This window comes from Thioclava sp. F42-5, from assembly GCF_002213195.1.
GTDB lineage: Bacteria > Pseudomonadota > Alphaproteobacteria > Rhodobacterales > Rhodobacteraceae > Thioclava > Thioclava nitratireducens.
The window spans coordinates 208,803-235,170 of the sequence record NZ_NBNZ01000004.1 but is presented as its reverse complement, the minus strand read 5'-3'; the positions used below and the strand labels follow the sequence as shown (position 1 = coordinate 235,170).

The window sequence follows — 26,368 nt, the reverse complement described above, 5'->3', positions numbered from 1 at the left end:
AGGAGGGTTTCCATGTCCGCTCAAACGCCGAAACGCATCGCCGTCACCGGGGCTGCCGGTCAGATCTGCTACGCGCTGCTGTTTCGCATCGCCAAGGGGGATGTCTACGGTCCCGATCAACCGGTGATCTTGCAGCTTCTCGACCTGCCGCAGGCGCTCGACGCGGTGCGCGGCGTCGTGATGGAACTGGAAGACTGCGCTTTCCCGCTGCTCGCAGGGACAGTCGTGACCGATGACCCGGTGACCGCCTTCACCGATATCGATGCGGCGTTCTTCGTGGGCTCGCGCCCCCGCACCAAAGGCATGGAGCGCCGCGACCTGCTGTCGGCCAATGCCGAGATCTTCCGCGTGCAGGGTGAAGCGCTCGACAAGGCTGCCAAGCGCGACGCGAAATGCGTGGTCGTCGGCAATCCGGCCAACACCAACGCGATGATCCTCGCGGCCAACGCGCCGAACTTCCCCACCGAGAACATCACGGCGATGATCCGGCTCGACCATAACCGCGCGCTGACCCAGTTCGCGTCGAAAGCCGATCTGCATGTCGACGACATCGAGCGCTTCGTGGTCTGGGGCAACCACTCGCCCACCATGTTCGCCGATTGGACCGAAGCCGAAGCGAAGGGCCGCAAGCTCTCCGAGATTATCGGCGACGAGACCTGGTATCGCGAAACGCTGATCCCGCAGGTCGCCACCCGTGGCGCGGCGATCATTGAAGCGCGCGGCGCCTCCTCGGCCGCCTCCGCCGCGAATGCCGCGATCGATCACATGCATGACTGGATCCACGGCACCGATGGCAAATGGGTGTCGATGGCCGTGCCGTCGACCGGCCTCTACGGCATCCCCGAGGGGCTGATGGTCGGTCTGCCGGTGATCTGCAAGGATGGCCATTACGAGCGCGTCGAAGGGCTCGAGTTCAACGACTTCCAGAAAGAGATGATGGCACGCACCGTCGGCGAACTGGAAGAAGAGCGCGAAGCGGTTTCCGACCTGCTTTAAATCAGACCCGAATATAGAACAGGGGCGGCACGATTATTCGCGCCGCCCCTCTTTTAATTCTTCGCCTTGGCGGAAATATCCCATGGGGGTCTGGGGGTATGAAACCCCCAGCCTCTGCCCGCAGCCTTGGCTCAGTGCCCGAGGATCTGGCTCAGGAACTGCTGGGTCCGCTCGGATTTCGGGTTGTTGAAGAAGTCATGCGGGTTGTTCTGCTCGACGATCTGACCGTCGGCCATGAAGATCACCCGGTTCGCCACCGCCTGCGCGAAGCCCATCTCGTGGGTCACGCAGAGCATGGTCATCCCCTCTTCGGCCAGCTCGATCATCGTATCGAGCACTTCCTTGATCATCTCCGGATCGAGTGCCGAGGTCGGTTCGTCGAAGAGCATGATGCGCGGCTTCATGCACAGCGAACGCGCGATCGCCACACGCTGCTGCTGGCCGCCCGAGAGCTGGCCAGGATACTTGTCGGCCTGCTCGGGGATTTTCACCTTCTCGAGGTAATGCATCGCCGTCGCTTCGGCTTCCTTCTTGGGCGTCTTGCGCACCCAGATCGGGGCCAGCGTCAGGTTCTCGAGGATCGTGAGATGCGGGAACAGGTTGAAGTGCTGGAACACCATGCCGACTTCCCGGCGGATCTTGTCGATGTTCTTCAGGTCGTTGGTCAACTCGATTCCGTCGACGATGATCTTGCCCTGCTGGTGTTCCTCGAGCCGGTTGATGCAGCGGATCAGCGTCGATTTCCCCGAGCCGGAGGGCCCGGCGATGACGATGCGCTCGCCGCGCTGCACGGTCAGATCGATGTCGCGCAGGACGTGAAACTGGCCATACCACTTGTTCATGTTCTCGATCTGGATCGCAACCTCGTCGGAGACCTGCATGTGGCTGCGGTCGACCTGACGTTCGAAATGCGGTTCGGTCATTGTGTCTAGTCCCCGATTAATGGTTATCACGCTGCAGTCGACGCTCGAGAGACATCGAGTAGCGCGACATTGCGAAGTTCAGGATAAAGAAGATGGCGCCGACGAAGATGAAGGGCTCCCAGTAGATGCCTTTCCAGTTGAAGTCGGCGCGGATGAAGTCCGGGATGCCCTTGAGCGGGTCGAAGAGACCCACGAACACGACCAGCGTCGTATCCTTGAACATGCCGATGAAGGTCGAGACGATGCCCGGGATCGAGATCTTCAGCGCCTGCGGCAGGATGATCAGCCGCTGCGCCTTCCAGTAGTCGAGCCCCAGCGCATCCGCCGCTTCGTACTGGCCCCGCGGAAGCGCCGCGAGACCGCCGCGGATCACCTCGGCGATATAGGCCGCGGCGAAGAAGGTCACGAGGATCATCACCCGCAGGATGATGTCGAAATTCGTGCCCGGCGGCAGGAAGTAGTTCAGCAGCAGCGAGGCTACGAACAGCAGCGTGATCAGCGGCACGCCGCGGATGAACTCGATGAAGATCACCGAGAAGGCCTTGACCAGCGGCATGTCCGACTGACGCCCGAGTGCAAGGATGATCCCCAGCGGCAGCGACATCATGATGCCGCCCACGCCCAGCGTGATCGCCAGCAGGAAGCCCCCGAACTTGGCGGATTCCACCGGCTCGATTCCCCAGGGGAGGATCGCCTGCAGACCGCCGATCAGCGGGCCAACCACGAAGAGGAAATAGAGGATCGTCACGAAAGCACCGACCGAGAAGGCCGCGATGGAGCCGATGCGCGATGCGAGCAGCATCAAGATCGCCCCGCCCAGCAAGAAACCCGCGAACACCATGACCGGGGCCCAGCCGGTGCCGCCCCAGAGCAGCCAGACGGCGAGGAACGGGTAGACCGGCGTGAACCACGCCAGCGCACGCGGCACCCAAGTGAAGAGAAGCGGGCCGACCGCCACGAAGAGCAGCAGGAAGGCGAGAATCGGACGCCAGTAGAGCTCCGGCGGGTAGAAGCCGAAGATGAACTGGTGCCACCGCTCGCGGATCACCGCCCAGCAGGCGCCGGTCGCGCCTTCGCCGTAACGGTCGGTGATGATCGTGCGGCACTCCTTGATCGAGTTGGCGTCCCAGACGCCATGCAGGAACCACGGCAGGAAATGCATCACCAGCGTGTAGATCACCGCCACGCCCACAAGGGTCAGCAGCGTATTCAGCCAGCCCGAGAACAGGTTCTCGCGCAGCCATTGGACCGCGCCGGACTGCCCCGCGGGGGCTGGCTGCTGCGGCAGCATCGAGTCGCGGACATAGGCGACGGAATGGGCTTCGGTATCGCTCATCTCACCGCTCCTTCAGCTTCACGCGATTGTTGTAGACGTTCATCACGCCCGAGATCGTCAGCGAGATCGCGAGGTAGATCAGCATCATCAGCGTGATCGCCTCGAGTTCGCGCCCGGTCTGGTTCAGGGTGATGCCGCCCAACGTGCCGCGCAGTTCCAGGTAGCCCACGGCGATCGCGAGCGAGGAGTTCTTCGTCAGGTTCAGATATTGCGAGATCAGCGGCGGGATGATGACCCGCAGCGCCTGCGGCAGGATCACGAGGCTCATCGTGCGATTGGCCCGCAGACCCAGCGCAAAGGCGGCCTCGGTCTGGCCTTTCGAGATGGCGAGAATACCGGCGCGAACGATCTCGGCGATGAAGGCCGCCGTATAGAGCGACAGGCCCAGCCAGAGCGCCACGAAGGAGTTCGACACGTTCGTGCCGCCGGTAAAGTTGAAGCCTTTGATCTGCGGCTCTTCGGGATTGATGCCGAGCGCGATTGCGAGGATCAGCACCGGCCCGAGAATGATGAGGATGCTCTTCCACCACGTGGTCGGCCTCTTCCCGGTCGCCTCCTGTACTTTGGCGGCATGGGTCATAAGCCGCTTGTTCACCCAGATCGAGGCGATCAGCACGATCACGAGCGCGAGGAAGTCGAGCGAGATCGGCGCGAGCGCCGTGTCGAGCGATCCAAGCGAGCGGTCGAAATGCACCGCGGGGATCGCGGTATAGCGGTTGGTGAAGGCGACGGAGTCGAGGATCATCGACGCCTGCGCCTCGCCGGTCTGCTGGTTCACCTTGTAGGCGTTGGGCGACGGGGCCACATCGGTGAGCAGCGCGATCGCCACGAGGATCCAGAGCAGCACCGGAATGTTGCGGAAGACCTCGACATAGACAGTCATCAGCCGCGCCACGAGCCAGTTCTTCGACAGGCGCAGCACGCCCACGAAGATCCCGATGATCGTCGCGGCGACGCAGCCCAGGAAGGACACCCAGAGCGTGTTGATCAGACCGACCAGCAGCGCGCGGCCGTGGCTCATGTCGTTGTTATACGGAATAGTCGCGTTGCCGATATCGTAACCGGCCCTCTGCCCGAGGAAGGAGAAATTGAAATCCTTCCCGAGGTCGTTGAGGTTCTGGATCACATTGTCCACCAGCCATGCCGCGCCGCCCATCACGAGGATGAAGACGACCACCTGGATCGTCAGGGAGCGATAACGCGTGTCATAGATAAGCTGGCTGAGCCGGAAGCCCTGCTCCGGCGCGTCGGGCGCGCTTGTCATTCTTATTTCCCCTGTTGCCGCGTCGCTGTTTTTGTCAGGCCATTCTTACGGGCCCTTGCGGGGATGTCTCCCCTACGCACGGTCTCTTGAAAACGGATCAGGGGCGCGGATTGAACCGCGCCCCTGCCGGGCCCTCCTTAGCGGAAAGGAGGAGCGTACATCAGACCGCCCTGGGTCCATTGTGCGTTCAGGCCACGGGCCAGACCGATCGGGGTCTGCTCGCCGATGGTCGCTGCGAAGATCTCGCCGTAGTTGCCGTTGGCCTTGATGGCGTTGACGGCCCAGGTCTTGTCGAGGCCGATCATCGCGCCGAGGTCACCCTCGGTGCCGAGCAGGCGGTTGACTTCCGGGTTGTCGGTGCCCTTGGCCAGCTCGTCGATATTGGCCGAGGTCACGCCGTATTCTTCGGCCGCGATCAGCGCGAAGACGGTCCAGCGGACGATGTCGGTCCACTGATCGTCGCCCTGACGGACGGCGGGAGCCAGCGGCTCTTTCGAGATGATTTCCGGCAGGATCACGTAATCCGACGGGTTCGCGAAAGCGGCGCGGGTGGCAGCGAGGCCGGACGCGTCGGTGGTGTAGGCGTCACAAGCGCCAGCGAGGAACTGTTGTTCGCCTTCGGCATTCGAATCAACCGTGATCGGCTGATAGGACATGTTGTTGGCCTTGAAGTAGTCGGCAAGGTTCAGCTCGGTCGTGGTGCCGGTCTGGATACAGATCGACGCGCCGTCGAGTTCCTTGGCCGAGGTCACGCCCGAGTCCTTGCGCACCATGAAGCCCTGACCGTCGTAGTAGTTGGTCGCGGTGAACTGGAGCTTGAGATCGGTGTCGCGCGAGAAGGTCCAGGTGGTGTTACGTGCCAGCAGGTCCACTTCGCCCGAACCGAGCGCGGTGAAGCGCGTCTGGCCCGAGGTGGGAACATACTTAACCTTCGAGGGGTCGCCCAGCACGGCGGCGGCGACGGCCTGGCAGACCGCGACGTCGAAGCCGGACCAGTTACCGTTGGCATCCGGCGCGGCGAAGCCGACGAGACCGGTGTTCACGCCGCAGATCAGCTCTCCGCGCGATTTCACGTCATCGAGCGTGGCCGCGCCAGCCAGACCGGCAGTCAGCGTCGCAGCCGTCAGCGCGCCGAAAAAGACGGATTTCTTCATTTTTACCTCTTCCTGTTGTCGCCGCTCTGACAGAGCGGTTCTTGGTCCCTCACGGACCTGGTCGATCGTGTCCCATGACACGGAGTAACGAAAGTTTGGTCCATCCGATCAAAGAAGGTCAAGGCTAGTTTCCGGATTTCGTGAGGGTAGCTGCGCAAATCATCGGCAAGTGATGATGCTTTTGGCAGGTCCGTAAGCGGCGTAAGAATCCCGGGCGGTCACCTTTCGGCGAGCGACCAGATTCGAGCCGCGTCACACAGCGCCTCGCGCTTGTGTGCGGCGATCTCGGCCGCCTCTTCGTCCTCCCCCCATTGCGCGATCTGCCAATCCTCGTCGAGCCGCGAGAGCGCCCACGCCTCTTCCGCCGAGAGCCGACCGCGGGCTACCGCCAGCCCCAGAACGAGCGAGCCGGTGATGCCCACGAGATCGTGGAGCGCCGCGAGCGCGAACGGATCGAGGGCTGCGACTTCCGCTTCCAGCCGTGCCAGATGGTCCGCAGGCTGATCGACCGGCAGGATACCCGTCGTGACCTTGAGCGCTGCGCCATAGGTCTGCGCGGCCCACTCCAACAACGGATCCCATTTCTCTGCCTGAAGATCGACCAGCTCCGCCGGCGCCTCGGCGCGGTAGCACAGAAGATCGGTGCCGCCGAATTCGCAGACATGGGCGACCACCTCGGAATGCTGGCGCGCGACCTTGTCGATCGCGGCGTTGGCCGAACGGGTGACCGGCATCTTGTGGGGCTGGATCGCGCCCTCTTGCGCGTCCCATTCGGCGGCGATCGCCTCGGCATAGGCACGGGTCGGCACGGTCAGCGCGGCTTTCGCCGGCGTCTTCACCGCACGCCCGTCAAGCGCCACGCCGAACCCTTCCGGACGCTCGGTGACGGTGGTTTCTTTCCAGAACCGTTTCGCCGCCCATTCGCTCATGCGCTCATCTCCCACAGGTCCAGAAGTGTCGTTTCCAGCGAGTCGAAATCATCGACCATCTGATGCGCGCCCGCCGCTTCGAGCAGGTGCGGCGCGTGGTAGCCCCAGCGCACGCCGATCGTCGCGACGCCCGCGCTGCGGCCCATCGCCATGTCGAAGCTAGTATCGCCGATCATCACCGCGTCACGTGCGTCCACGCCGGTCTCGCTCAGCGCCGCGCCGATCATCGACGGGTGCGGCTTGGAGGGGTGATCGTCCGCCGTCTGCAGGCTGACGAACAGCCCTTCCAGCCCGTGATGCTCGATCAGCGCGCGCAACCCGCGGCGGGATTTCCCGGTGGCGACCGCCAGCAGCATGTCATCGCGCGCGGCGAGCTTGCGCAGGAGCGCCTCCGCCCCGGGATAGAGCGGTGCGGGAGAGGCGGCGCGCGTGGTCATGTAACTTTGCTTGTAGCCCTCGACGATGCGCGCCTGCGTCTCGGCATCGTGCTCGGGCGCGAGCCGTGCCACCGCGAGCGGCAGCGACAGGCCCACGATCTGGAGCACTTCGGACGCGGCCGGCGCGGGAAGGCCCGCCGCCTCGAACCCGAGCGTCATCGCGTGGGTGATATGATTCTGGCTGTCCGAGATCGTGCCGTCGACGTCGAAGATCGCAAGTTTCATGCTAGATCCTCGAACGGGTCGGCGGGCACGTCTTTCTCGTGCCAGTCCAGCAGGTCCCATGTCCGTTTCATATGTTCGGGCAGCGGCGCGGTCAGGGTGATCCGCTTGCCGCTGATCGGATGATCGAAGCTGATCTGGCGCGCATGCAAATGCAGCTTGCGGGAGATTTCTCCTCCCAGCTGCGCGCCCCAGCCATCGCCGAGATTCTCCTGACCCGAGCCGCCGTATTTGCCGTCACCGATGATCGGGTTGCCGATCTCGGCCATATGTGCGCGCAGCTGGTGGGTGCGCCCGGTGATCGGCACCAGCGCGACCCAGCTGACCCGCTGCCCGAGGATGTGCAGCGTGAAATAATCGGTAGTCGCGCGCTTGGCGCCCTCGGTCTTGTCGACCTTCGCGGGATGCACGCAGATCATCTTCTCGCCCTCGCCACCTCGGCCATGACCCGGCGCCTTCACGAGGCCGAAGCGGATCGTTCCGGTCTTCGGTTCGGGTGCGCCTGCGACGGCCGCCCAATAGATCTTGCGGGTGGTCTTACCGCGGAACGCCTCTGACAGGCGGCGCGCGACGCGGTCGGTGCGCGCGAGCAGCAGAACGCCGGAGGTGTCCTTGTCCAAGCGATGCACCAGCTTCGGCTTGTCCTTGTAGCCGAATTTCAGCGCCTCGCTCAGCCCGTCGACATGACGGTTGCCCTGCCCCGAGCCGCCCTGCGAGGGCAGCCCCGGCGGTTTGTTGAGCGCGATGATGTGTTCATCCTTCCACAGCACGCAGCTCTGGATGAATTTCGCATCCGCCTCCGAGATGCCCTCGGTCTTCGGCGCGGGCGCGGAATGGGGGATCGGCGGCACGCGGATTTCCTGCCCCGGCGCGACGCGCGAATTGGCCTTTACCCGGCCCTTGTCCACGCGCAGGTCGCCCTTGCGGCAAAACTTCTCGATCATGCCTTGGGACAGATGCGGAAACCGCTTTTTCAGGAACCGGTCGAGGCGCTGTTCGCCCTCTTCCTCGGTGACGGTGATATGCTGGACGCCGCTCATAGCATGGCCCTCATAAGTAGAATGCCCGCGACGAGGCCTAGAAGCCCCGCGCCGACCGACAGTCCGATATAGCTGACTGCCAATGTGACGTCGCCCTTCTCGATCAAGCGATAGGCTTCGAGCGAGAAGGAGGAGAAGGTCGTAAAGCCCCCGAGGAAGCCGGTCGCTAGGAAGGCGTTCCAATGGGTCAGCTGCTTGTCACCAAGGAATACCACGAGCGCGCCCATCAGGAACGAGCCGAGGATGTTCACCGTGATCACGCCCAGCGGGAAGGGCTGCGGGCCGAAGCTGCGCATCATCCCGACGCCCACGAGGTACCGCCCAGATGCGCCCATCGCGCCGCCAAGCGCGACCTGCAAGATCGTAGAAAGCATCGCTGTCTCCTTTGGCGCCGTAAGAGCGGTCACGGGCCTGAATGTCAAGATTTGCGCTGTTCGCGCAGCTTGGCAAACCAGTCGACCCGCTTTTTCAACTCGCGCTCGAAGCCACGCTCGACCGGCTGGTAGAGGACCGGGCGCTTCATCGTGTCGGGGAAGTAGTTCTGCCCCGAGAAGCCATCCTCGGCGTCGTGGTCATAGGCGTAGCCCGCACCGTAGCCCTGTTCCGACATCAGCTTGGTCGGGGCGTTCAGAATATGCTTCGGCGGCGGCTCCGAGCCGGTCTTCTGCGCCTGCGCCCGCGCGCCCTTGTAGGCGACGTAGCCCGCGTTGGATTTTGGCGCGAGTGCGAGATAGATCACCGTCTGCGCCAGCGCCAGCTCCCCCTCGGGCGAGCCGATGCGCTCGTAGATTTCCCACGCGTGCAGCGCATGCGTCTGGGCCTGCGGATCGGCGAGCCCGATATCCTCCACCGCCATGCGCACGAAGCGCCGCGCGAGGTAGCGCGGATCCTCGCCGCCCTCCAGCATCCGCGCGAACCAATAGAGCGCGGCATCCGGGTCCGATCCGCGCACGGATTTATGGAGCGCCGAGATCAGGTTGTAATGCTCGTCGCCCGATTTGTCGTATTTCGCCGCGCGGCGCATCAGTCGGGTCGAGAGCGCGTCCGTGTCGAGATTGCCGGTCACTCTCCACGCCGCGACCTGCTCGATCAGGTTCAGAAGCGCGCGCCCGTCGCCATCTGCCATCTCCAGCAGCGCTTCGCGCGCCTTGCCGGTCAGCGGCAGGGGACGGCCGAGCGCCTTCTCGGCGCGCTGCGCTAGGCGTTCCAGATCGGCGAGGTCGAGCCGCTCGAGCACCATGACCTGCGCCCGGCTCAGCACAGCGGCGTTCAGCTCGAAGCTCGGATTCTCGGTGGTGGCCCCCACCAGCATGATCGTGCCGTCTTCCATATGCGGCAGGAAGCTGTCCTGCTGCGCCTTGTTGAAACGGTGAATCTCGTCGACGAAGAGGAGCGTGCCCCTGCCCTGCCCGCGCCGAAGCTTGGCAGCTTCGAAGACTTTGCGCAGTTCCGGCACGCCGGTGAAGATCGCGGAAATCTGTACGAAGGCGCGGTCGGAGGCATCGGCCAGCAGTCGCGCGATGGTCGTCTTGCCGACGCCGGGCGGCCCCCAAAGGATCAGCGAGCCAAGCGAGCCCGCGGCCAGCATCGCACCCAGCGGCCCATCGGGGCCAAGCACCTGCTCCTGACCGATCACCTCACCCAGCGTTTTGGGGCGGATGCGATCGGCGAGCGGGCGCGGCGCTTCGGGCGCAGGCGCGGAGGGATCGGGGGGCGTGTCGAATAGGTCGGCCATGATGGCGTGAACCTAGTGATTAGCTCGGCTCACGAAAAGCCCCCGTGCGTGTGGGGTCGCACGGGAGCTCTGATCTCCCCCACGCTTTCAATGAAGGTTCTGTGAAAAGTCCATCGACACGACCTGGTTCTTGATCCCGTCGATCTCCATGACCGGACCCATCGCCGTCATGTCCACTCCAACCCGACCCGCCCAACGCGGCCAATTCGCGTTCAGAAGGGTAAGGGCGGAGCTTGCGCCGAGTTGCCGGGCGGAATTGCCAATTTCCTGCACGAGACGCGCATGGACCTTGCGGCGCAGCGCCATCGGAACGTCATGCGACACGAAGAGACGCGAGCTTTCCCACACGGTCTCGCTGACCGGAGCTTCGTCATAGAGAAGATCGGACGGGATCGTCGCGAGTAGCCCACGCTGCGCGTCGCGGATCATGTAGCTGTAGATCCCGCAGGTTGCCGTCGTGGGCGTGAGACGGTTGCCTGCCAGCACCTTGCCCAGTTCGTCATGGACCACCACCCAGCGGCTCGCCGGGGTGTCATACTGATCATATTCCATGCCCATCGCTTCAGGGAGGTCCCATTTGTTCTGGACGATGAAGAGCTCGCGACGTGCGCGCAGCATGTTTGCGAATAGCTCACCATGATTATGGAAATTGGTGAACGAAAGCGTAGTGGTCTGCATGTCTTCCTCCTGCAGGTTTAACACAGTACAGCCGTGCGGAGGGTCAACAACACTATAACAGGCGGAAATCCTTTGCGCGCTGAATAGCTTCGGCGGTCGTCCGAGCCATCAGTCTTGCGCGCGCAGAATTCAGCCGCGCCTTGAGCGCGCTTTCCGAAATTCCAAGTTTCGCGGCCGCCGCCGCGTGTCGGTCACCCCCAGCAACACAGCGCAGGGCTTCGATCTGAGCTCGCGTGAGTTCCTCAGGCGGTTGAGTCATATCGTGCATTTCACGCACGATAAGCTCGAAGGTCTCGATCTCGGTAAGGTCGAATTCCCGATCATCGCGCGCCATGCTTGCGATAGTACGGGACCGGATCGGGCCGCATGAGACTGTCGCCCCGTAGATAAGACCGTATTTCTTGGCCTCATCGAAGAGACGGAAAGGATCGGGTAGCCGCGGGTCGCTCCACCGGATTGCGCCGGTCTCGCTAAACCCCCAAGCAGTCATTGGGTCGCGGAGCACATAGCCGTTTGCGGTGTAATGATCGAGCCAAGCCTTGTCGTAAGTCTGGAACGTCATCAGCGGCGCCGTAAAACGAATATGCAGTCCAACAAAATAACCACCTGGAGCTAAACGATCCAAGTCACGGAGTTTCAAATCGATTCTGCTCTGTATCGACATATCTTTTTAGACAGTTTGGAATTAACCCGGTCAACTTAAAAGTGTTCGCGCCCTGCGGAGTTCGCTCCGACAGTGGCTTTACGTCCCCACTCGCCCTCGCGTTTACACTCGCGAAAGCTTCACACCTGCGCAATAACCTTTTGCGCGAGAATTGCGTGAAAATGCAGGCGGAAATAAGAAAATCCCGCCCAAAAGGCGGGATTTCCCAGTACTCGTTGATTTCGAAGGGAAATCATCTGCGAGGATCAATCCTCTGCAGCCTCTTCGGCTTCGACGCGTGCTTTATCTGCAGCACCTTTGGCGTCCAGATCGCGGTCGACGAATTCGATGATCGCCATCGGCGCCATGTCGCCGTAACGGAAACCGGCTTTCAAAATGCGAACGTAGCCGCCCTGACGCTCCTTGTAGCGCGGGCCGAGGATGTCGAACAGCTTCGCGACATACTGGTCCTGCTTGAGCTGCGAGGCCGCCTGACGGCGAGCGTGCAGATCGCCGCGCTTGGCGAGCGTGACCAGCTTCTCGATGACCGGGCGCAGTTCTTTCGCCTTCGGCAGGGTCGTCTTGATCTGCTCGTGCTCGATCAGCGAGCCAGCCATGTTGGCGAAGAGCGCCTTGCGGTGCTCATGGGTACGGTTGAGGCGGCGGTAGCCACGTGCGTGACGCATTGTCATTCTCCAATCTTGCGTTTTGCTTTGTCAGGCCGGCGATGCGTGTCACCGACTCACCTTGGGGTCTTGTGACCCAGATAGTCCCCGGCAGTCCGGGCATTGGAGGGGCGTTTAGCCAACGCCCCTCAATTCGTCAATCAGAACTGGTCTTCGAAACGCTTGGCCAGATCTTCGATGTTCTCCGGCGGCCAATCTTCGACTTCCATCCCGAGATGCAGCCCCATGCCCGAGAGCACTTCCTTGATCTCGTTCAGCGACTTGCGGCCGAAGTTCGGGGTGCGGAGCATCTCGGCTTCGGTTTTCTGGATCAGGTCGCCGATATAGACGATGTTGTCGTTCTTCAGGCAGTTCGCCGAACGCACGGACAGTTCCAGCTCGTCCACTTTCTTCAGCAGAAGCGGGTTGAACTCGAGACCGTCGTCCTGGTCCTGCTTGCCAGCCGATTCCGGCTCTTCGAAGTTGACGAAGATCGAAAGCTGGTCCTGCAGGATGCGGGCAGCGAAGGCCACCGCGTCCTCGGCCGACAGCGAACCGTCGGTCTCGACCTTCATGGTCAGCTTGTCATAGTCCAGAACCTGACCTTCACGGGTCGGCTGCACTTCGTAGGCGACTTTCTTGACCGGCGAATAGATCGCGTCGACGGGGATCAGGCCGATGGGCGCATCCTCGGGACGGTTCTTGTCGGCGGCGACGTAGCCCTTGCCGGTGTTAACGGTCAATTCCATGAACAGGTCGGCGCCATCGTCGAGGTGGCAGATCACGTGATCCTTGTTCAGGACCTCGATGCCCGCGGTCTCGGTAATGTCGCCAGCGGTCACGACGCCCGGGCCCTTGGCCGAGATCGAGAGGCGCTTCGGACCTTCAACGTCCATACGCAGAGCCACGCCCTTGAGGTTCAGGACGATATCGGTCACGTCTTCACGAACGCCCGCGACCGACGAGAACTCGTGCAGCACGTTGTCGATCTGGACGCTGGTGATCGCGGCGCCCTGAAGCGACGAGAGCAGTACGCGGCGCAGCGCGTTGCCGAGCGTCAGGCCAAAGCCACGCTCGAGCGGTTCGGCGACGATCGTCGCCTGACGCAGCGGGTCGTTGCCGGGCTTGATTTCAAGCTGCGTCGGCTTGATGAGTTCAGCCCAATTCTTGTGGATCATGCGTTTGCCTCCATACCTGTCCCAGACCCATGCCCAAAGTCGGGGACGCCCGAGGATAAAACCGAAAAATGCGGGCGGGCCGCACGGGAATCCCGCACGGCCCGACCGTCGTAATCTAGATTAGACGCGGCGACGCTTCGGCGGGCGGCAGCCGTTATGGGCGATCGGGGTCACGTCACGGATCGAGGTGACGGTCAGACCGACCGCAGCCAGCGCGCGCAGCGCCGATTCACGACCCGAACCCGGACCCTGAACTTCGACGTCCACGGTGCGCAGACCGTGTTCCTGAGCCTTCTTGGCCGCATCTTCCGCAGCCATCTGAGCGGCGTAGGGGGTCGACTTGCGCGAGCCCTTGAAGCCCATCGTGCCAGCCGACGACCACGAGATCGCGTTGCCCTGCACGTCAGAGATCAGGATTTTGGTGTTGTTGAACGAGGAGTTCACATGAACGACGCCAGCGGCGATGTTCTTGCGTTCCTTGCGCTTAGCGCGAACCTTATCACGAGCCATTTGTCCTGCCTCCCCTTACTTCTTCTTGCCAGCGATGGGTTTCGCCGGGCCTTTGCGCGTGCGCGCATTCGTATGGGTGCGCTGACCGCGCACGGGCAGGTTGCGACGATGACGCAGGCCACGGTAGCAGCCGAGATCCATCAGGCGCTTGACGTTCATCTGAACTTCACGGCGCAGGTCGCCCTCGACGGTGTAGTTGGCGTCGATATGTTCGCGGATCGCGAGCACTTCGGAATCCGAAAGCTCGTTGACGCGACGGGTCACGTCGATACCCGTGGCTTCGCAGATCTGCTTAGCCGAATGGGGACCGATCCCGGTGATGTAGGTAAGTGCGATCGGGACGCGTTTCCCGGTCGGAATGTTGACGCCAGCAATACGAGCCAAAGCGTGTATCCTTTCGTTGCGAGCCCGTAACCCCAGGCCCTTTTTTCACAACACGAGGCCCGAAACTGGCGCTTCGGACCCCACGATTAATCCCCGAGGGAATCTCTCCCTTTTCGGAAACGATTCTCATCGGAGACGCCGTGACCTAGAGGTAAACGCCCTCCGGGTCAAGGCTTCTTTTACGATTACCCTTGCTGGTCGAGAATCCGCGCGATCGAGGTCGCTACGGTCTCGATTTCGGCCAGCCCGTCGATCGTGAACAGATCGCCCGCGTGGTAGTAATAGCCGATCAGTGGAGAGGTCTTCTTGTAATACTCCATCAACCGGGTGCGCAGGCTTTCTTCGTTGTCATCCGCACGACGCTTCACGTCGGTGCCGCCGCACTTCTCGCATTTGCCATCCGCGGGCCAGGGCTTGGTCTGATCATGATAGACCTCGCCGCAACCACCGCAGGTCGAGCGGCCGGTGATGCGGGCGACAAGCGCCTCGTCATCGACCTGCATCTCAATCACCGCGTCGAGCTTGGTGCCCATCTTGGCGAGCAGCTTGCCCAGGGCATCGGCCTGGCCCAGCGTCCGCGGGAAGCCGTCGAAAATGAAGCCTTCGCCACCAGCGGCGAGCTTTTCCTCGATCAGACCGATGACGATCTCGTCGGTCACCAGCTGGCCCTTGGCCATCACTTCGGCGACGACATTGCCCATCTCGGTGCCCGAGTCCTTCGCCTCTCGCAGCATGTCGCCGGTCGAGAGCTGGACCATGCCGCGCTCTTCGACGAGACGGCGGGCCTGGGTGCCCTTGCCCGCGCCAGGCGGGCCGAGAAGAATGATATTTGCCATGTCGGCTCCCCCTGAAAACGCTTGGCGGACTTAGCGGCGCGCGGGCGGCTTGCGCGGCCCCTTCTTCTTCTTGCCCGAACGGCCGCGAAGCTGCGAACGCTCGATCAGACCCTCGTATTGGTGGGCCAGAAGATGCGACTGAATTTGGTTGATGGTGTCCATCGAAACGGTGACCACGATCAGAACCGAGGTGCCGCCGAAGTAGAACGGGATGGACAGCTGCGAACGCAGGATCTCGGGCAGAAGGCAGACCGCAGCGAGATAGGCAGAGCCGATCACCAGAACGCGGCTGACAACGTAGTCGAGATATTCCTCGGTCTTCTTGCCGGGACGGATGCCGGGCACGAAGCCGCCCTGATTTTTCAGGTTATCCGCGACCTCGTCCGATTTGAACGACACGTTCGCGGTGTAGAAATAGGCGAAGAACACGATCATCGCGACGTAGAACAGCAGATACAGCGGCTGACCCGGGCCGAAATAGGCGAGGATCGTCGACATCACGGGACCGGTGTTCTGGCCCGAGAAGGTCGCGATGGTGGTCGGCAGCAGCAGGAGCGACGAGGCGAAGATCGCCGGGATGACGCCCGCCGGGTTCACCTTGATCGGCAGGTGGCTGGAGCCGCCGTCATAGACCTTCATCCCCACCTGGCGGCGCGGATACTGGATATGGATCTTGCGCAGCGCGCGTTCCATGAAGACGACGAAGGTGATCACGATCGCGATCATCAGGATCACCCCGAGGATCACCGGAGTGGAGATTGCACCGGCGCGCCCCTGCTCGAGGAAGCGGGCCAGAGCCGCCGGGATTTCCGCGACGATACCGACGAAGATGATGAGCGAGATGCCGTTGCCGATGCCGCGTGCGGTGATCTGCTCACCCAGCCACATCAGGAACATCGTGCCGCCGACGAGCGTGATGACCACGGCTGCGACGAAGAACAGGCCCGGATCGTGTGCCAGATCGCCCTTCTCGAGCGAGACGGCCAGCCCCCATGCCTGGAAGGTCGCCAGGGCCACGGTCGCATAGCGCGTGATCTGGTTGATCTTTTTGCGGCCTTGCTCGCCTTCCTTCTTCATCTGCTCGAGTGCGGGCACCAGAGCGGTCAGAAGCTGGATGATGATCGAGGCCGAGATATAGGGCATGATGCCGAGTGCGAAGACACCCATCCGACCGAGCGCGCCGCCCGTGAACATCGACAACACGCCGCCAAGGCCGGAGCCCGCGCTTTGCATGAATTCGCGCAGTGCCTGCGCGTCGATGCCCGGAACCGGAATATAGGTGCCAAGGCGGTAGATGATCAGCAAACCAATGGTGAAGAAGATGCGCTGGCGCAGCTCGGTGGCTTTGCCCAGGGCGTCCCAGCTGAGGTTCGCCGCCATTTGCTCTGCAGCAGATGCCATATGCTCGTCTCTTTCATGTAAAGCGCCGCCCAACCGGTTCCCGGTCGGCGGCGCCTAGAAAACCTTCGCCTATGTAATCGGGCCGGGGCCCGCTCACAACAGCTTATTCAGCGGCCTGCGCCACCGTGACCGAGCCGCCAGCCTTCTCGACAGCCTCGATGGCCGATTTCGAAGCGCCGGTGACCTTCAGAGCCACTTTCGACTTGATATCGCCCTTGGCGAGAACACGCACGCCATCGAGCTTGCGGCGCACGACACCGGCCGCGACCAGAGCGTCTTCGGTGATGTCCGATTTCGCGTCGAGCTTGCCGGCTTCGATGAATTTCTCGATCTGGCCGAGGTTCACGACGTTGAACTTCTTCGCGTTCGGCTTGGTGAAGCCACGCTTCGGAAGACGACGATAGAGCGGCATCTGGCCGCCTTCGTAACCGTTCAGGGCCACACCCGAACGCGACTTCTGACCTTTGATACCACGGCCAGCCATCTTGCCCTTGCCCGAGCCGGGACCGCGGGCGACGCGCTTTTTCTTCTGGGCCGCGCCTTCGTTGTCGCGCAGTTCATTGAGTTTCATATCGCTTCTCCTTGCCGGAACACCTTCCCGAAGCGAGTGCGGAAGGGACACGGCTTTTTGCGTTGATTCTGATGCGGCCGTCGGGCCACCGGGGGCGTATAGTGCGTTTGCCCCGCGCACGCAACTCCCGCGTTCGCGCTTTGGGCGGTGGCTTGGGCTGCCGTTCCCCCTCCTCTGCCCGGGGACATTTTCTCCGCCTCGCTTGACCTTCCCACCCCCCTCTCGCTACTGCAGATGCAGTATTTGCGGGGGACATTCATGACGCGCATCCTGATCACCGGCACCGCCGGCTTCATCGGTTACCATCTGGCGAAGCTGCTGCTCGACGAAGGTTACCGGGTGCATGGCTATGACGGGATGACCGACTATTATGATGTCGCCCTCAAACAGCGCCGTCACGCGATGCTGCTGCAGAATCCGAATTTCTCCGCGACCGAGGGGATGCTCGAAGACCTCGAGACCTTCGACGCGATGGCGGATGAGTTCAAACCCGAGATCATCGTCCATCTCGCAGCTCAAGCCGGCGTGCGCTACAGCCTCGAACAGCCCCGCGCCTATATCGAGGCGAATATCGTGGGCACCTTCAACGTGATGGAGGCCGCGCGCCGCCACGAGGTTAAGCACCTGCTGATGGCCTCGACCTCGTCGGTCTACGGCGCGAACGAGGACATGCCCTATGCCGAGACCGACAAGGCAGACACGCAGCTGACGATCTATGCGGCGACGAAGAAGGCGACCGAGTCGATGGGCCATTCCTATGCTCATCTGTGGAACCTGCCGACGACCATGTTCCGCTTCTTCACGGTCTACGGGCCGTGGGGCCGTCCCGATATGGCGCTGTTCAAGTTCACCGATGCGATCCTGAACGACCGCCCGATCGACATCTATAACCATGGCGAGATGTATCGCGACTTCACCTATGTCGAAGACCTCGTGCGCGGCATCCGCCTGTTGATCGATGCAGTCCCCGAGCGCCCCGCCTCGCGCGACGAGATCGCCGAGGGCGACAGCCTTTCGCCCGTGGCCCCCTACCGGATCGTCAATATCGGCAATTCCGACAAGGTGAAGCTTCTGGATTTCGTCGATGCGCTGGAGACCGAGCTGGGCCGCCCCGCAAAGCGCAATTACATGGAGATGCAGAAAGGCGACGTGCCCGCGACATGGGCCGATGCCTCGCTTCTGCAAAGCCTTACCGGATACCGGCCGCAGACGAATGTCCGCGAGGGGATCGCGAAATTCGTGGCGTGGTTCCGCGACTATTACGGGAAATAACCGGGCCGCCCCTTGCCGCAGCGCAGCAATCGCCTAAGTCACGGGGCGCGCTACACGCCTATTTTCGGAGACTACCATGACGCTCGAACCCCGCCACGCGCGGGCCGTGATCCTGTCGCTGGCCCTTGGCACTTTCGGTATCGGCGTGATCGAATTCGCGTCCATGGGGCTGCTGCCCTATTACGCGGCCGATTTCGGGATCACCGAGGCGCGGGCCGGTCATGCGATCTCGGCCTATGCGCTTGGCGTCGTGATCGGCGCGCCGCTTCTGGCGGTGATCGGCGCGAAAATCCCGCGCAAGCAGTTCCTGATCGGGCTGATGGGGTTCTATGCGGTGGCGAACCTGCTGGCCGGGTTCGCACCGAATATGGATAGCTTCATGGCGGCGCGCTTCGCCTCGGGCCTGCCGCATGGGGCCTATTTCGGGATGGCGATGCTGTTCGCCGCGGACCTGATGCCCGTAGGCAAACGCGCGCAGGGCATCGCGATGGTGATCTCCGGCCTGACGATCGCGAATATCGTGGGCGTGCCGCTGGCGGGGGCGATCGGCCAGAATTTCGGCTGGCGCTGGGGCTTTGCCATCGTGGCGGTGATCTGCGCGGCTTCGGCCCTGATGATCGCGCGCGTCGCCCCTGCGACACCGCGCGATCCGAACGCCAGCCCGATGCGCGAGCTCGGTGCTCTGGCCAATCGCTCGGTCTGGCTGACGCTTCTTGTAGGCTCGATCGGCTTCGGCGGCATCTTCGCGGTCTATTCCTACCTGTCAGCCGCGATGATCGACACGCAGGCGGGCCCCGCCTGGACGATCCCTGTGGCACTGTCCGCCTTCGGCGTGGGCGGCACGCTCGGCAACTGGATTTCGGGCAAGCTCTCTGATTGGTCGCGCTTCGGCGCGGGGGTGATCCTGCTTTGCGGGATGATGGTGATGTCGATCCTCTACACCTTCACCATCGGCAACTGGGTCGCGATGTCGGTGGCGATGGTCGCGCTCGGCTCGACCGCCGGGATGGTGATCCCGATGCAGATGCGGCTGATGGAAGTCGCGGGCGAGGCTCAGACGCTCGCCGCTGCCCTCAATCACGCGGCCTTCAATCTCGCCAACGCGATCGGGCCGTTTCTTGCCGGGATCGCGCTGGCGGAAGGCTATGGCTGGACCGCCACAGGTTATGTCGGTGCGGGGCTGGCAGCGGCGGGGCTTGTCTTCCTTGCCATCGCGTGGATCGACAGCCGTCGCCCCGCCGCCGTTCCCGCTTAGGCTTTCTCGATACGCACCGGGACGCCCTTGGAGCCGGGCGTCTTCGACAGCTCGTCATTGAGCCCCACCGGCACCAGCACGTTGCACTCGGGGTAATAGCCCCCGACCGTGCCGCGCGGCAGCTCGAACGTGACGACCTTCAGCCCGGTCTTGCTGCGTGCGACCCCATCATCCATGTCGCCATGGACAACCACAGGGTCGCCGTGCTCGAGCCCCAGATCGGCCATGTCGATCTTGTTCATCAAGAGCACGTCACGCGTCCCCTCGATCCCGCGGAAGCGGTCCGAATAGCCGTAGATCGTGGTGTTGAACTGGTCGTTGGAGCGCATCGTGATCATCCGGTAGCGGCCCGGTTTGTCGTCGAACCCCAGCGCGTTGAGCTTGGACGGCGTCGTGAACTCCAGCTTGCCACTCTCGGTCTTCCAGATGCGATCATGCGCCGGATTGCCGCGCCAGAACCCGCCCGGCTCGTTCAGCCGCTCGTTGAAGCCGCGGAAGTCGTCCGGGTAGGTCGCCTCGATCAGGTCGCGGACCTTGGAGTAGTCCTTCACCCACTCGTCCCATTTCAGCTTCGGGTTAGGCTCGCAGATCGCCTTCGCGATGCTACAGGTGATCGCCAGCTCGGATTTCAGCTTGTCCGACGCGGGCGCACCCTTGCCGAGAGAGCCATGGATCATCGAAAAGCTGTCCTCGACCGAGACGTATTGGTTACCCGTTTCCTGCTCGTCCTTTTCCGACCGGCTCAGACAGGGGAGGATATAAGCCACCTCGCCCGGATAGAGATGGGAACGGTTGAGCTTCGTCGAGATCATCACCGTGAGCTTCTGCTTCGGCCACGCTTCTTCTATCCGGTCGCTATCGGGTAGCGCGCGAACCAAGTTGCCGCCGAGCGAGAAGGTAGCCGAGACCTTGCCCTCCAGCATCGCCTGCGCGGCGTCGACGATGTGGAAACCGTCTTCCTGCGGCGGCTCGAAATCGTAGAGCTCGCGCAGCTTGTCCATCGGGATCAGCTTCGCCTTTTCGGCGATGCCCACCGTACGCTGGCCCTGAACGTTGGAGTGGCCGCGCACCGGGCAGCACCCCGCGCCCTTGCGCCCGATATTACCGCGCAGCGCGAGGAAGTTCACCAGCATCCCTATATTGGTCGCCCCATGCGCGTGCTGAGTAAGCCCCATGCCATAGACGCCAATGACCTTCTGGGCGTGGATGTAGACATCCGCCGCCTGCCGCAGCTCGGCCTCGGACAGCCCGCATTCCTCGGTGATTTGTTCCCACGACGTCGTGCGGCAGAAGGTCAGGAACTCGTCGTAATTGATCGCGTGCTCTTTCAGGAACTCCCAGTCGACGACCGCTGGGCGACCCTGCGCCTGGGCTTTCTCGTCCTCTTCGAGCACCGCCTTGCACAGGCCAGTCAGCGCCGCGATGTCCGAGCCTGCCTTCAACTGGTGATACTGGTCGGAGATCTTGGTTTCGTGGCCCCGCGCCATATCGTAGAGGTTCTGCGGATCGACGAAGCTGACGAGCCCCTGTTCCTTCACCGGATTGAAAGTGACGATCTTCGCCCCACGATCCTTCGCCGCCTTCAGCGGATGCAGGAAACGCGGCGAGTTGGTGCCGGGGTTCTGACCGAAGAAGAAGAAGCAGTCGGTCTCTTCGAGATCTTCCCAGAGAATGGTGCCGACCGGCGAGCCGATCACCTTCTTGAGGCCGACCGAAGTCGTCTCGTGGCACATATTGGAGCTTTGCGGCAGGTTGTTGTTGCCGTAGGCGCGCGCCATCAGAGCCCAGAGATAGCTCGCTTCCAGCCCGGCATGGCCCGAGGAATAGAATACGACCTCTTTCTTCGGCAGCCCCTTCACGATCGAACCGATCTCTGAGAAAGCCTCGTCCCAGCTGACCTCGACATAGCGGTCGGAGGCGCGATCGTAGCGCATCGGCGCGGTCAGGCGGCCGGTCTTTTCCAGCTCGTGATCGGGCCAGTCCTTGAGTTCCGCAACCGTATGATCATCCCAGAACTCGGGCGTGTGGCGCGATTTCGTCATCTCCCAGAGCGTCGCCTTCGCCCCGTTTTCGCAGAATTCGAACGGGTGGTAATTGGCAGGTTTCGGGAAGGCGCAGGAGGCGCACATGAAGCCGCCCGGCTTGTTCTGCCGCTCGAGCTCGCGCAGCACATCAGGCGAAGAAGGCCAGGATTCACCGAAGATCCGGGCGATACCCTTCAACGAGCCCCACCCGCCCGACGGGCCGCTTTCTTCGGGAAGTTTATCTAGCTTGTCAGACATGGCGCGCAGCTCCTCCGGTTTTGGTCCGCGCAGATACGAGCACGCGCGCCCCGAGGGACGCGCGTAGGCCGGGCTTACCGGCTGAAGGCGACATATGGAAAACGTCGGGCATGAAATCTGTACGCGGGATATGGATCACGCAGACCCAACCAAGCGTTTGCGCCCCCGGTTCCAGCGGTTCTCGCGCCTCACTCAGTAGTGATGTTCATGCTCGGACGTCTTGCCGCGGAACACCCAGTAGGCATAGGCCGTATAAGCAAGGATGATCGGCAGGAAAATCGCCGCGCCGACGAGGATGAAGCCCTGCGACATCGCCGGTGTGGAGGCCTCGCGGATGGTGATCGAGGCGGGCACGATATAGGGGAAGATCGACAGTCCCAGTCCCGCGAAACACAGCACGAAGATAGCGATCCCCGACAGGTAGGCGACGACGCCTCGGTCCGAGCGGATCGCCGTCCAGTAGCCGAAGCCCGCCACGAGCAGCAAAAGCGGCACCACCGCGCTCCAGATCACGCCCGGCCATTGGAACCAGCGGTGATAATATTCCGGATGCAGGAACGGGGTGGCGAGCGAAGCGAGGCCGATGAACCCCAGCGTCGCGATCAGCGCGCGCTCCCCGATCCGGCGCGCCAGATCATAGAGCCCGTGCGAAGTCTTGATGACCAGCCAGGCCGCGCCCAGCATCACGTAGCCCGCCACCAGCGCCAGCGCGGTGCCGAGCGAGAAGAAGCTCACCCAGTCGAACGGGCCGCCGGTGAAGGTCCGGTCGGTCACTTCGGGGCCGCGCAGCAGCCCGCCGAGGATCGCGCCCTGCGCCAGCGTCGCGACGAGCGATCCGCCGAAGAACGCCCGGTCCCACAGCCGCTGCCAGCGCCGGGTCTTGCCACGAAACTCGAAGGCCACACCCCGGAACGCGAGCGCGAGCAGCATTATGACGATTGGGATATAAAGTGCGTTCAGGATGATCCCGTAGGCCAGCGGAAAGACGGCAAGCAGACCGCCGCCGCCCATCACCAGCCATGTCTCGTTGCCGTCCCAGACCGGGGCGACCGAGTTCATCGCGCGGGTGCGGTTCTCCTCGGAGCCGAGGAACGGAAACAGGATGCCGATGCCGAGATCGAACCCGTCGAGCACCACGTAGGTCAGGATCGCGAAGGCGATGATCGCGGCCCAGATGTCGGGCAGGTAATGCGCAAAGCCGGTCATGCGTGGGCCCCCTCTTTCTCGGTCGTCACATCATTGGCGAGCATCGCGCCCGCCACGCCGCCTGCGCGCTGCGGCGTGTTCTCCACCGGCTCGGCACCTTCCGGTCCGCGTCGCATCAGCCGCAGCAGGTAGAAGGTGCCCGAACCGAAGAGGAAGGCATAGACCACGACGAACCCGATCAGCGCGGCCCAGGCCTGCCCCGCCGTCAGCGAGGACACGGACTCCGCCGTCGTGAAGTGACCGTAGATGGTGTAGGGCTGGCGGCCGAATTCGGTGGTGAACCAGCCCATGATGATCGCGAGGAAGCCGCCCGGCGCGAAGACCAGCACCACCTTGTGGAAAAGGCCCGGCTCGTGCAGGCGCTTGCGCCACATCAGCCAGCCGCCCCAGAGCCCGATCGCGGCGAAGGCGAAGCCGAGCCCCACCATGATCCGGAAGGTGAAGAAGACGATCGTCATCGGCGGGCGCTCATTCGGCGGGAAGTCCCCGAGGCCCGGCACCTCGCCATCGAGCGAGTGGGTCAGGATCAGCGAGGACGCATAGGGCACCTCGATCTTGTAATCGGTGCGCTCCTTGCTCGGGTTCGGGATGCCGAAGAGGATCAGCCCGGCACCCTTGCTGGTCTCCCAATGCCCTTCCATCGCCGCGATCTTGGCAGGCTGATGTTCGAGCGTATTGAGCCCGTGCTGGTCGCCGGCGAAGATCTGGATCGGTGCGGTCACGAGGATCATCCCGATCGCCATGCGGAACATGGTGCGCACGGCATCGTCCGCATTGCCCCGGATGTGATGCCACGCGCCGACACCCGCCACGACGAGCGCGGTCGTGAGATAGGCCGCCAGCACCATGTGAACGAAACGATAGGGCAGCGAGGGATTGAAGATCACCTCGAGCCAGCTGGTCGGAATGAATTGGCCGACATCGTTGATCTTGAAGCCCTGCGGCGTCTGCATCCAGCTGTTCACAGAGAGAATCCAGAAGGCCGAGATCAAGGTGCCGACCGCGACCATCGTGACCGCGAACATGTAGATCCACTTGTTCACCCGGTTGCGGCCAAACAGCATGATCCCGAGGAAACCGGCCTCGAGGAAGAAGGCCGTCATCACCTCGTAGCCCATCAGCGGCCCGATCACCGGGCCCGCCTTGTCGGAAAAATGCGCGAAGTTCAGGCCGAACTCGTAGGACATCACGACGCCCGAGACGACACCCATCCCGAAGACCACCGCGAAGATGTGTTTCCAGAACTCGAAAATTCGCTGGTAGACCTGTTTGCCGGTTATCATCCGCAGGGCTTCCAGCACCATCAGGTAGCTCGCCGTGCCGATCGAGAAGGCCGGGAAGACGATGTGTGCCGCGACGACGAAGGCGAATTGCGCCCGCGCCAGATCGAGTGTCGGTATGTCGAATATGCTCATGGTCGTCCGCGTTTCTGCACGTTACGTGATAAGAACTAGACTTACCCGAGGGTACGGCAACCGCCGGGCCATGGTTCAAACGTCGCAGCGTGGCGGGATGTCGCAGGCTCAATGAAAAAAGCCCGCGCGGAGTTCCGCACGGGCTTTATACAAAGTTGGCGTCACGTCTTTCACGCAACTTGCTTGAGGGCGCTTTCTTCCGGGATGAACTCCTCGTGGAGCGCCTTGATCACGGGCTTAAGATCGTCCCGTTCGAGGACGAATTGCACGTCCACATTCCGCGGGCCCTGCGTGGCGCCGAGGCTTTCCATATCCGCCTTTGCGATCGCCTGCAGGCCACGGGTCAGTACCGAGAGACCGCTCAGGTCACGCCCGATGACCGAGGCCATCGAGAGCATCCGGGCCGAGATTTCCGCCGAGGGATAAATCTCGCAGAGATCCTTCTCGACGCGCTGCAGCACACGGATCGGGGCATCGACGTAATGGGTGATCGTGTTCGCATTCGAGGCCTTGGACACGATACGAACGTCGTGGCGCGTCAGCACCTCGAGGATCTTGGCGTCGTAGCCCTTCACGCCGACCATGTCCTGTTCGAACACTTCGAGCGCGATGATATCGAGGCCGGTCACCATTTCGACCGCCGCTTCCTTGGCGGGCTTGTCGTCGATCAGCGTGCCCGGATCGCCCGGGTCGAACGCGTTGGTGACACGCAGCGGAACGTCCGCCTGGCGCAGGGTCTTGGCGGCCTTCGGGTGGATCGCCTCCATGCCCATGTTCGACATCTGGTCGGCCACGTCGTAGTTCGTGTGACCCAGCTTGCGCACCTTGCCCTCGCCCACCAGCTTCGGGTCGGCGGAAGACAGGTGGAATTCCTTGTGAATGATCGCCTCGCGCGCGCCGGTGAGGGCTGCGAGCTTGGAGAAGGTCACTTCGGAGTAGCCACGGTCGAATTCCCGCATCAGGCCTTCGGCACATTGCGCATAGCCCGTCACGATCGGAAGCTCGGATTTCGGATCGATGTCCTTCATCGCACCCATGATCCGGCCTTCTAGGTCGTGATCGGTCTCGTCGCGCCAACCGGACAGGTCGACGAGACGTGCGTTCACGCCGTTGCGCTGCAACAGGAGCGTCGTGACGAAAGCGGAGTGCGCCTCGCCCAGACCCGACAGCAATTCGCGGATCTGCAGCATATGCTGCGAGAGCCGGAAGTGGCCGTAGGAGCACAGACGCTGCAGGTCGATCAGGCAGTTGCGCGCGCCTTCGGTGCGCTCGCGGACGAACTCGGTCGCCTGCGCGATGTCGCCGGGATGCTTGAGCACATTCTCATGGGCTTCGATCATCGCGGTGGACACGCGGCTCAGCGCCTCGTGCCAGCCATGTTCGCTGTCGGCCTTTGCGAATTGCGCATAGACACCCGCCTCGCCCGATTTCTTGTGTTCGAGCAGCAGATCGGTGATGCCACCGAACGCCGAGACGACGAAAATGCGGTTATAGAGATCGGCGCCCTTGCGGTCTCCGATGAACAGCGTGTCGAGCAACTCGTCCACGCGGCTCATGGAGGTGCCGCCAATCTTTTCGACCGTGTGATTCTGGTGGGTCAATTTGGCCCCCTTACGAATTTTCCAGTTCTTCGGCCGGCGCGTACGACCCGTCTTCACGGTGAACCTCGTTACCGGTCACCGGCGGGTTGAAGCAGCAAGCCATGACGAGGTCTTCGTCCCCCGCGACGAGGCGGTGATGGTCATGCAGGTTAAGCGCATACATCACGCCCGGTTTGATTTCGTGGCGCGTGCCGTTGTCGAGCTCGGTGATGTGGCCGTTGCCCGAGATGCAGTAGACGCTCTCGAAATGGTGCTTGTAGTGGAACGTGTGATCCGAACCGGCCTTCAGCGTGGTGATGTGAAAGCTGAAGCCCATCTTGTCGTCGGCCAGCAGCATGCGAACGCTGCTCCAGTCGGCATCGGACACGTCGCGGTCGGTGTTCTTGAGCTTGTTGAAATCGCGAACGATCATGATCGTTTCTCCGTATTTGAATT

26 protein-coding genes are annotated in these 26,368 nt (G+C 62.7%); 3 read left to right on the top strand and 23 right to left on the bottom strand.

The window, feature by feature from the left end; all coding sequences use genetic code 11:
- The first annotated feature begins 12 nt into the window (after nucleotides 1-12).
- Nucleotides 13-996: a malate dehydrogenase gene (locus B6V74_RS12735; protein WP_075775960.1), complete on the top strand. Its 984-nt coding sequence runs from the start codon at nucleotides 13-15 to the stop codon at nucleotides 994-996.
- 131 nt (nucleotides 997-1,127) lie between these two features.
- Here the strand turns inward: B6V74_RS12735 and B6V74_RS12730 are convergent, their stop codons facing one another.
- The 18 genes from B6V74_RS12730 to rplO form a co-directional block, all read right to left on the bottom strand.
- Nucleotides 1,128-1,919, bottom strand: coding sequence for an amino acid ABC transporter ATP-binding protein (locus tag B6V74_RS12730; protein ID WP_075775959.1), 792 nt, complete (start codon nucleotides 1,917-1,919; stop codon nucleotides 1,128-1,130).
- Between the two features lie 16 nt (nucleotides 1,920-1,935).
- Entirely contained in the window at nucleotides 1,936-3,255 is a 1,320-nt protein-coding gene (locus tag B6V74_RS12725) for an amino acid ABC transporter permease (RefSeq protein ID WP_075775958.1), read from the bottom strand.
- A 1-nt stretch (nucleotide 3,256) separates the two neighbouring features.
- The gene (locus B6V74_RS12720) at nucleotides 3,257-4,519 is read right to left on the bottom strand and encodes an ABC transporter permease subunit (protein WP_088722966.1); all 1,263 of its coding nucleotides are present in this window, start codon (nucleotides 4,517-4,519) and stop codon (nucleotides 3,257-3,259) included.
- Nucleotides 4,520-4,656: 137 nt separating this feature from the next.
- Nucleotides 4,657-5,673, bottom strand: a complete 1,017-nt coding sequence (locus B6V74_RS12715; protein ID WP_075775956.1) for an amino acid ABC transporter substrate-binding protein — start codon at nucleotides 5,671-5,673, stop codon at nucleotides 4,657-4,659.
- A 218-nt stretch (nucleotides 5,674-5,891) separates the two neighbouring features.
- Complete coding sequence (locus tag B6V74_RS12710; RefSeq protein ID WP_088722965.1) at nucleotides 5,892-6,602, bottom strand: ATP12 family protein; 711 nt, start codon at nucleotides 6,600-6,602, stop codon at nucleotides 5,892-5,894.
- Entirely contained in the window at nucleotides 6,599-7,264 is a 666-nt protein-coding gene (locus B6V74_RS12705; RefSeq protein ID WP_088722964.1) for an HAD-IA family hydrolase, read from the bottom strand. Before B6V74_RS12705 ends, B6V74_RS12710 begins: the two co-directional genes overlap by 4 nt.
- Nucleotides 7,261-8,301, bottom strand: a complete 1,041-nt coding sequence (locus B6V74_RS12700) for an RluA family pseudouridine synthase (RefSeq protein ID WP_088722963.1) — start codon at nucleotides 8,299-8,301, stop codon at nucleotides 7,261-7,263. Before B6V74_RS12700 ends, B6V74_RS12705 begins: the two co-directional genes overlap by 4 nt.
- Nucleotides 8,298-8,675 carry a fluoride efflux transporter CrcB gene (crcB, locus tag B6V74_RS12695; RefSeq protein WP_075775952.1) on the bottom strand — a complete coding sequence of 126 codons (378 nt, stop codon included), beginning with the start codon at nucleotides 8,673-8,675 and terminating at the stop codon, nucleotides 8,298-8,300. The genes B6V74_RS12700 and crcB overlap by 4 nt, the downstream gene beginning before the upstream one ends.
- A 44-nt stretch (nucleotides 8,676-8,719) precedes the next feature.
- The gene (locus B6V74_RS12690; RefSeq protein ID WP_075775951.1) at nucleotides 8,720-10,036 is read right to left on the bottom strand and encodes a replication-associated recombination protein A; all 1,317 of its coding nucleotides are present in this window, start codon (nucleotides 10,034-10,036) and stop codon (nucleotides 8,720-8,722) included.
- An 87-nt stretch (nucleotides 10,037-10,123) separates the two neighbouring features.
- Entirely contained in the window at nucleotides 10,124-10,714 is a 591-nt protein-coding gene (locus B6V74_RS12685) for an acyl-homoserine-lactone synthase (protein ID WP_075775950.1), read from the bottom strand.
- 52 nt (nucleotides 10,715-10,766) lie between these two features.
- Entirely contained in the window at nucleotides 10,767-11,378 is a 612-nt protein-coding gene (locus tag B6V74_RS12680; RefSeq protein WP_075775949.1) for an autoinducer binding domain-containing protein, read from the bottom strand.
- A 245-nt stretch (nucleotides 11,379-11,623) separates the two neighbouring features.
- Nucleotides 11,624-12,043 carry a 50S ribosomal protein L17 gene (gene rplQ, locus B6V74_RS12675; protein WP_075776021.1) on the bottom strand — a complete coding sequence of 140 codons (420 nt, stop codon included), beginning with the start codon at nucleotides 12,041-12,043 and terminating at the stop codon, nucleotides 11,624-11,626.
- Nucleotides 12,044-12,183: 140 nt separating this feature from the next.
- Complete coding sequence (locus tag B6V74_RS12670; protein ID WP_075775948.1) at nucleotides 12,184-13,200, bottom strand: DNA-directed RNA polymerase subunit alpha; 1,017 nt, start codon at nucleotides 13,198-13,200, stop codon at nucleotides 12,184-12,186.
- Between the two features lie 120 nt (nucleotides 13,201-13,320).
- On the bottom strand, nucleotides 13,321-13,710 hold the full coding sequence (gene rpsK / locus B6V74_RS12665; protein WP_038076914.1) for a 30S ribosomal protein S11: 390 nt from the start codon (nucleotides 13,708-13,710) through the stop codon (nucleotides 13,321-13,323).
- 15 nt (nucleotides 13,711-13,725) lie between these two features.
- Entirely contained in the window at nucleotides 13,726-14,094 is a 369-nt protein-coding gene (gene rpsM, locus B6V74_RS12660) for a 30S ribosomal protein S13 (RefSeq protein ID WP_075775947.1), read from the bottom strand.
- Nucleotides 14,095-14,279: 185 nt separating this feature from the next.
- A complete protein-coding gene (locus B6V74_RS12655; protein ID WP_075775946.1) occupies nucleotides 14,280-14,930 on the bottom strand; it encodes an adenylate kinase in 651 nt (216 codons plus the stop codon).
- Nucleotides 14,931-14,960: 30 nt separating this feature from the next.
- Nucleotides 14,961-16,331, bottom strand: coding sequence for a preprotein translocase subunit SecY (gene secY, locus B6V74_RS12650; protein ID WP_075775945.1), 1,371 nt, complete (start codon nucleotides 16,329-16,331; stop codon nucleotides 14,961-14,963).
- A gap of 103 nt (nucleotides 16,332-16,434) precedes the next feature.
- Nucleotides 16,435-16,902 carry a 50S ribosomal protein L15 gene (gene rplO, locus B6V74_RS12645; RefSeq protein WP_075775944.1) on the bottom strand — a complete coding sequence of 156 codons (468 nt, stop codon included), beginning with the start codon at nucleotides 16,900-16,902 and terminating at the stop codon, nucleotides 16,435-16,437.
- Between the two features lie 258 nt (nucleotides 16,903-17,160).
- Here rplO and B6V74_RS12640 point away from each other — a divergent pair, with 258 nt between their 5' ends.
- Entirely contained in the window at nucleotides 17,161-18,174 is a 1,014-nt protein-coding gene (locus tag B6V74_RS12640) for an NAD-dependent epimerase/dehydratase family protein (protein ID WP_088722962.1), read from the top strand.
- 76 nt (nucleotides 18,175-18,250) lie between these two features.
- Complete coding sequence (locus tag B6V74_RS12635) at nucleotides 18,251-19,429, top strand: MFS transporter (protein ID WP_088722961.1); 1,179 nt, start codon at nucleotides 18,251-18,253, stop codon at nucleotides 19,427-19,429.
- Here B6V74_RS12635 and B6V74_RS12630 read toward each other — a convergent pair.
- The 5 genes from B6V74_RS12630 to B6V74_RS12610 form a co-directional block, all read right to left on the bottom strand.
- A complete protein-coding gene (locus B6V74_RS12630; protein ID WP_088722960.1) occupies nucleotides 19,426-21,711 on the bottom strand; it encodes an FdhF/YdeP family oxidoreductase in 2,286 nt (761 codons plus the stop codon). The two genes, B6V74_RS12635 and B6V74_RS12630, sit on opposite strands and share 4 nt — an antisense overlap.
- A 192-nt stretch (nucleotides 21,712-21,903) precedes the next feature.
- Entirely contained in the window at nucleotides 21,904-22,917 is a 1,014-nt protein-coding gene (cydB, locus tag B6V74_RS12625; RefSeq protein WP_088720344.1) for a cytochrome d ubiquinol oxidase subunit II, read from the bottom strand.
- Nucleotides 22,914-24,332, bottom strand: a complete 1,419-nt coding sequence (locus B6V74_RS12620) for a cytochrome ubiquinol oxidase subunit I (RefSeq protein ID WP_088722959.1) — start codon at nucleotides 24,330-24,332, stop codon at nucleotides 22,914-22,916. Before B6V74_RS12620 ends, cydB begins: the two co-directional genes overlap by 4 nt.
- Nucleotides 24,333-24,502: 170 nt before the next feature.
- Nucleotides 24,503-25,933 carry an aspartate kinase gene (locus B6V74_RS12615; protein ID WP_075775938.1) on the bottom strand — a complete coding sequence of 477 codons (1,431 nt, stop codon included), beginning with the start codon at nucleotides 25,931-25,933 and terminating at the stop codon, nucleotides 24,503-24,505.
- 10 nt (nucleotides 25,934-25,943) lie between these two features.
- A complete protein-coding gene (locus B6V74_RS12610) occupies nucleotides 25,944-26,345 on the bottom strand; it encodes an ectoine synthase (RefSeq protein WP_075775937.1) in 402 nt (133 codons plus the stop codon).
- Nucleotides 26,346-26,368 lie beyond the last annotated feature (23 nt).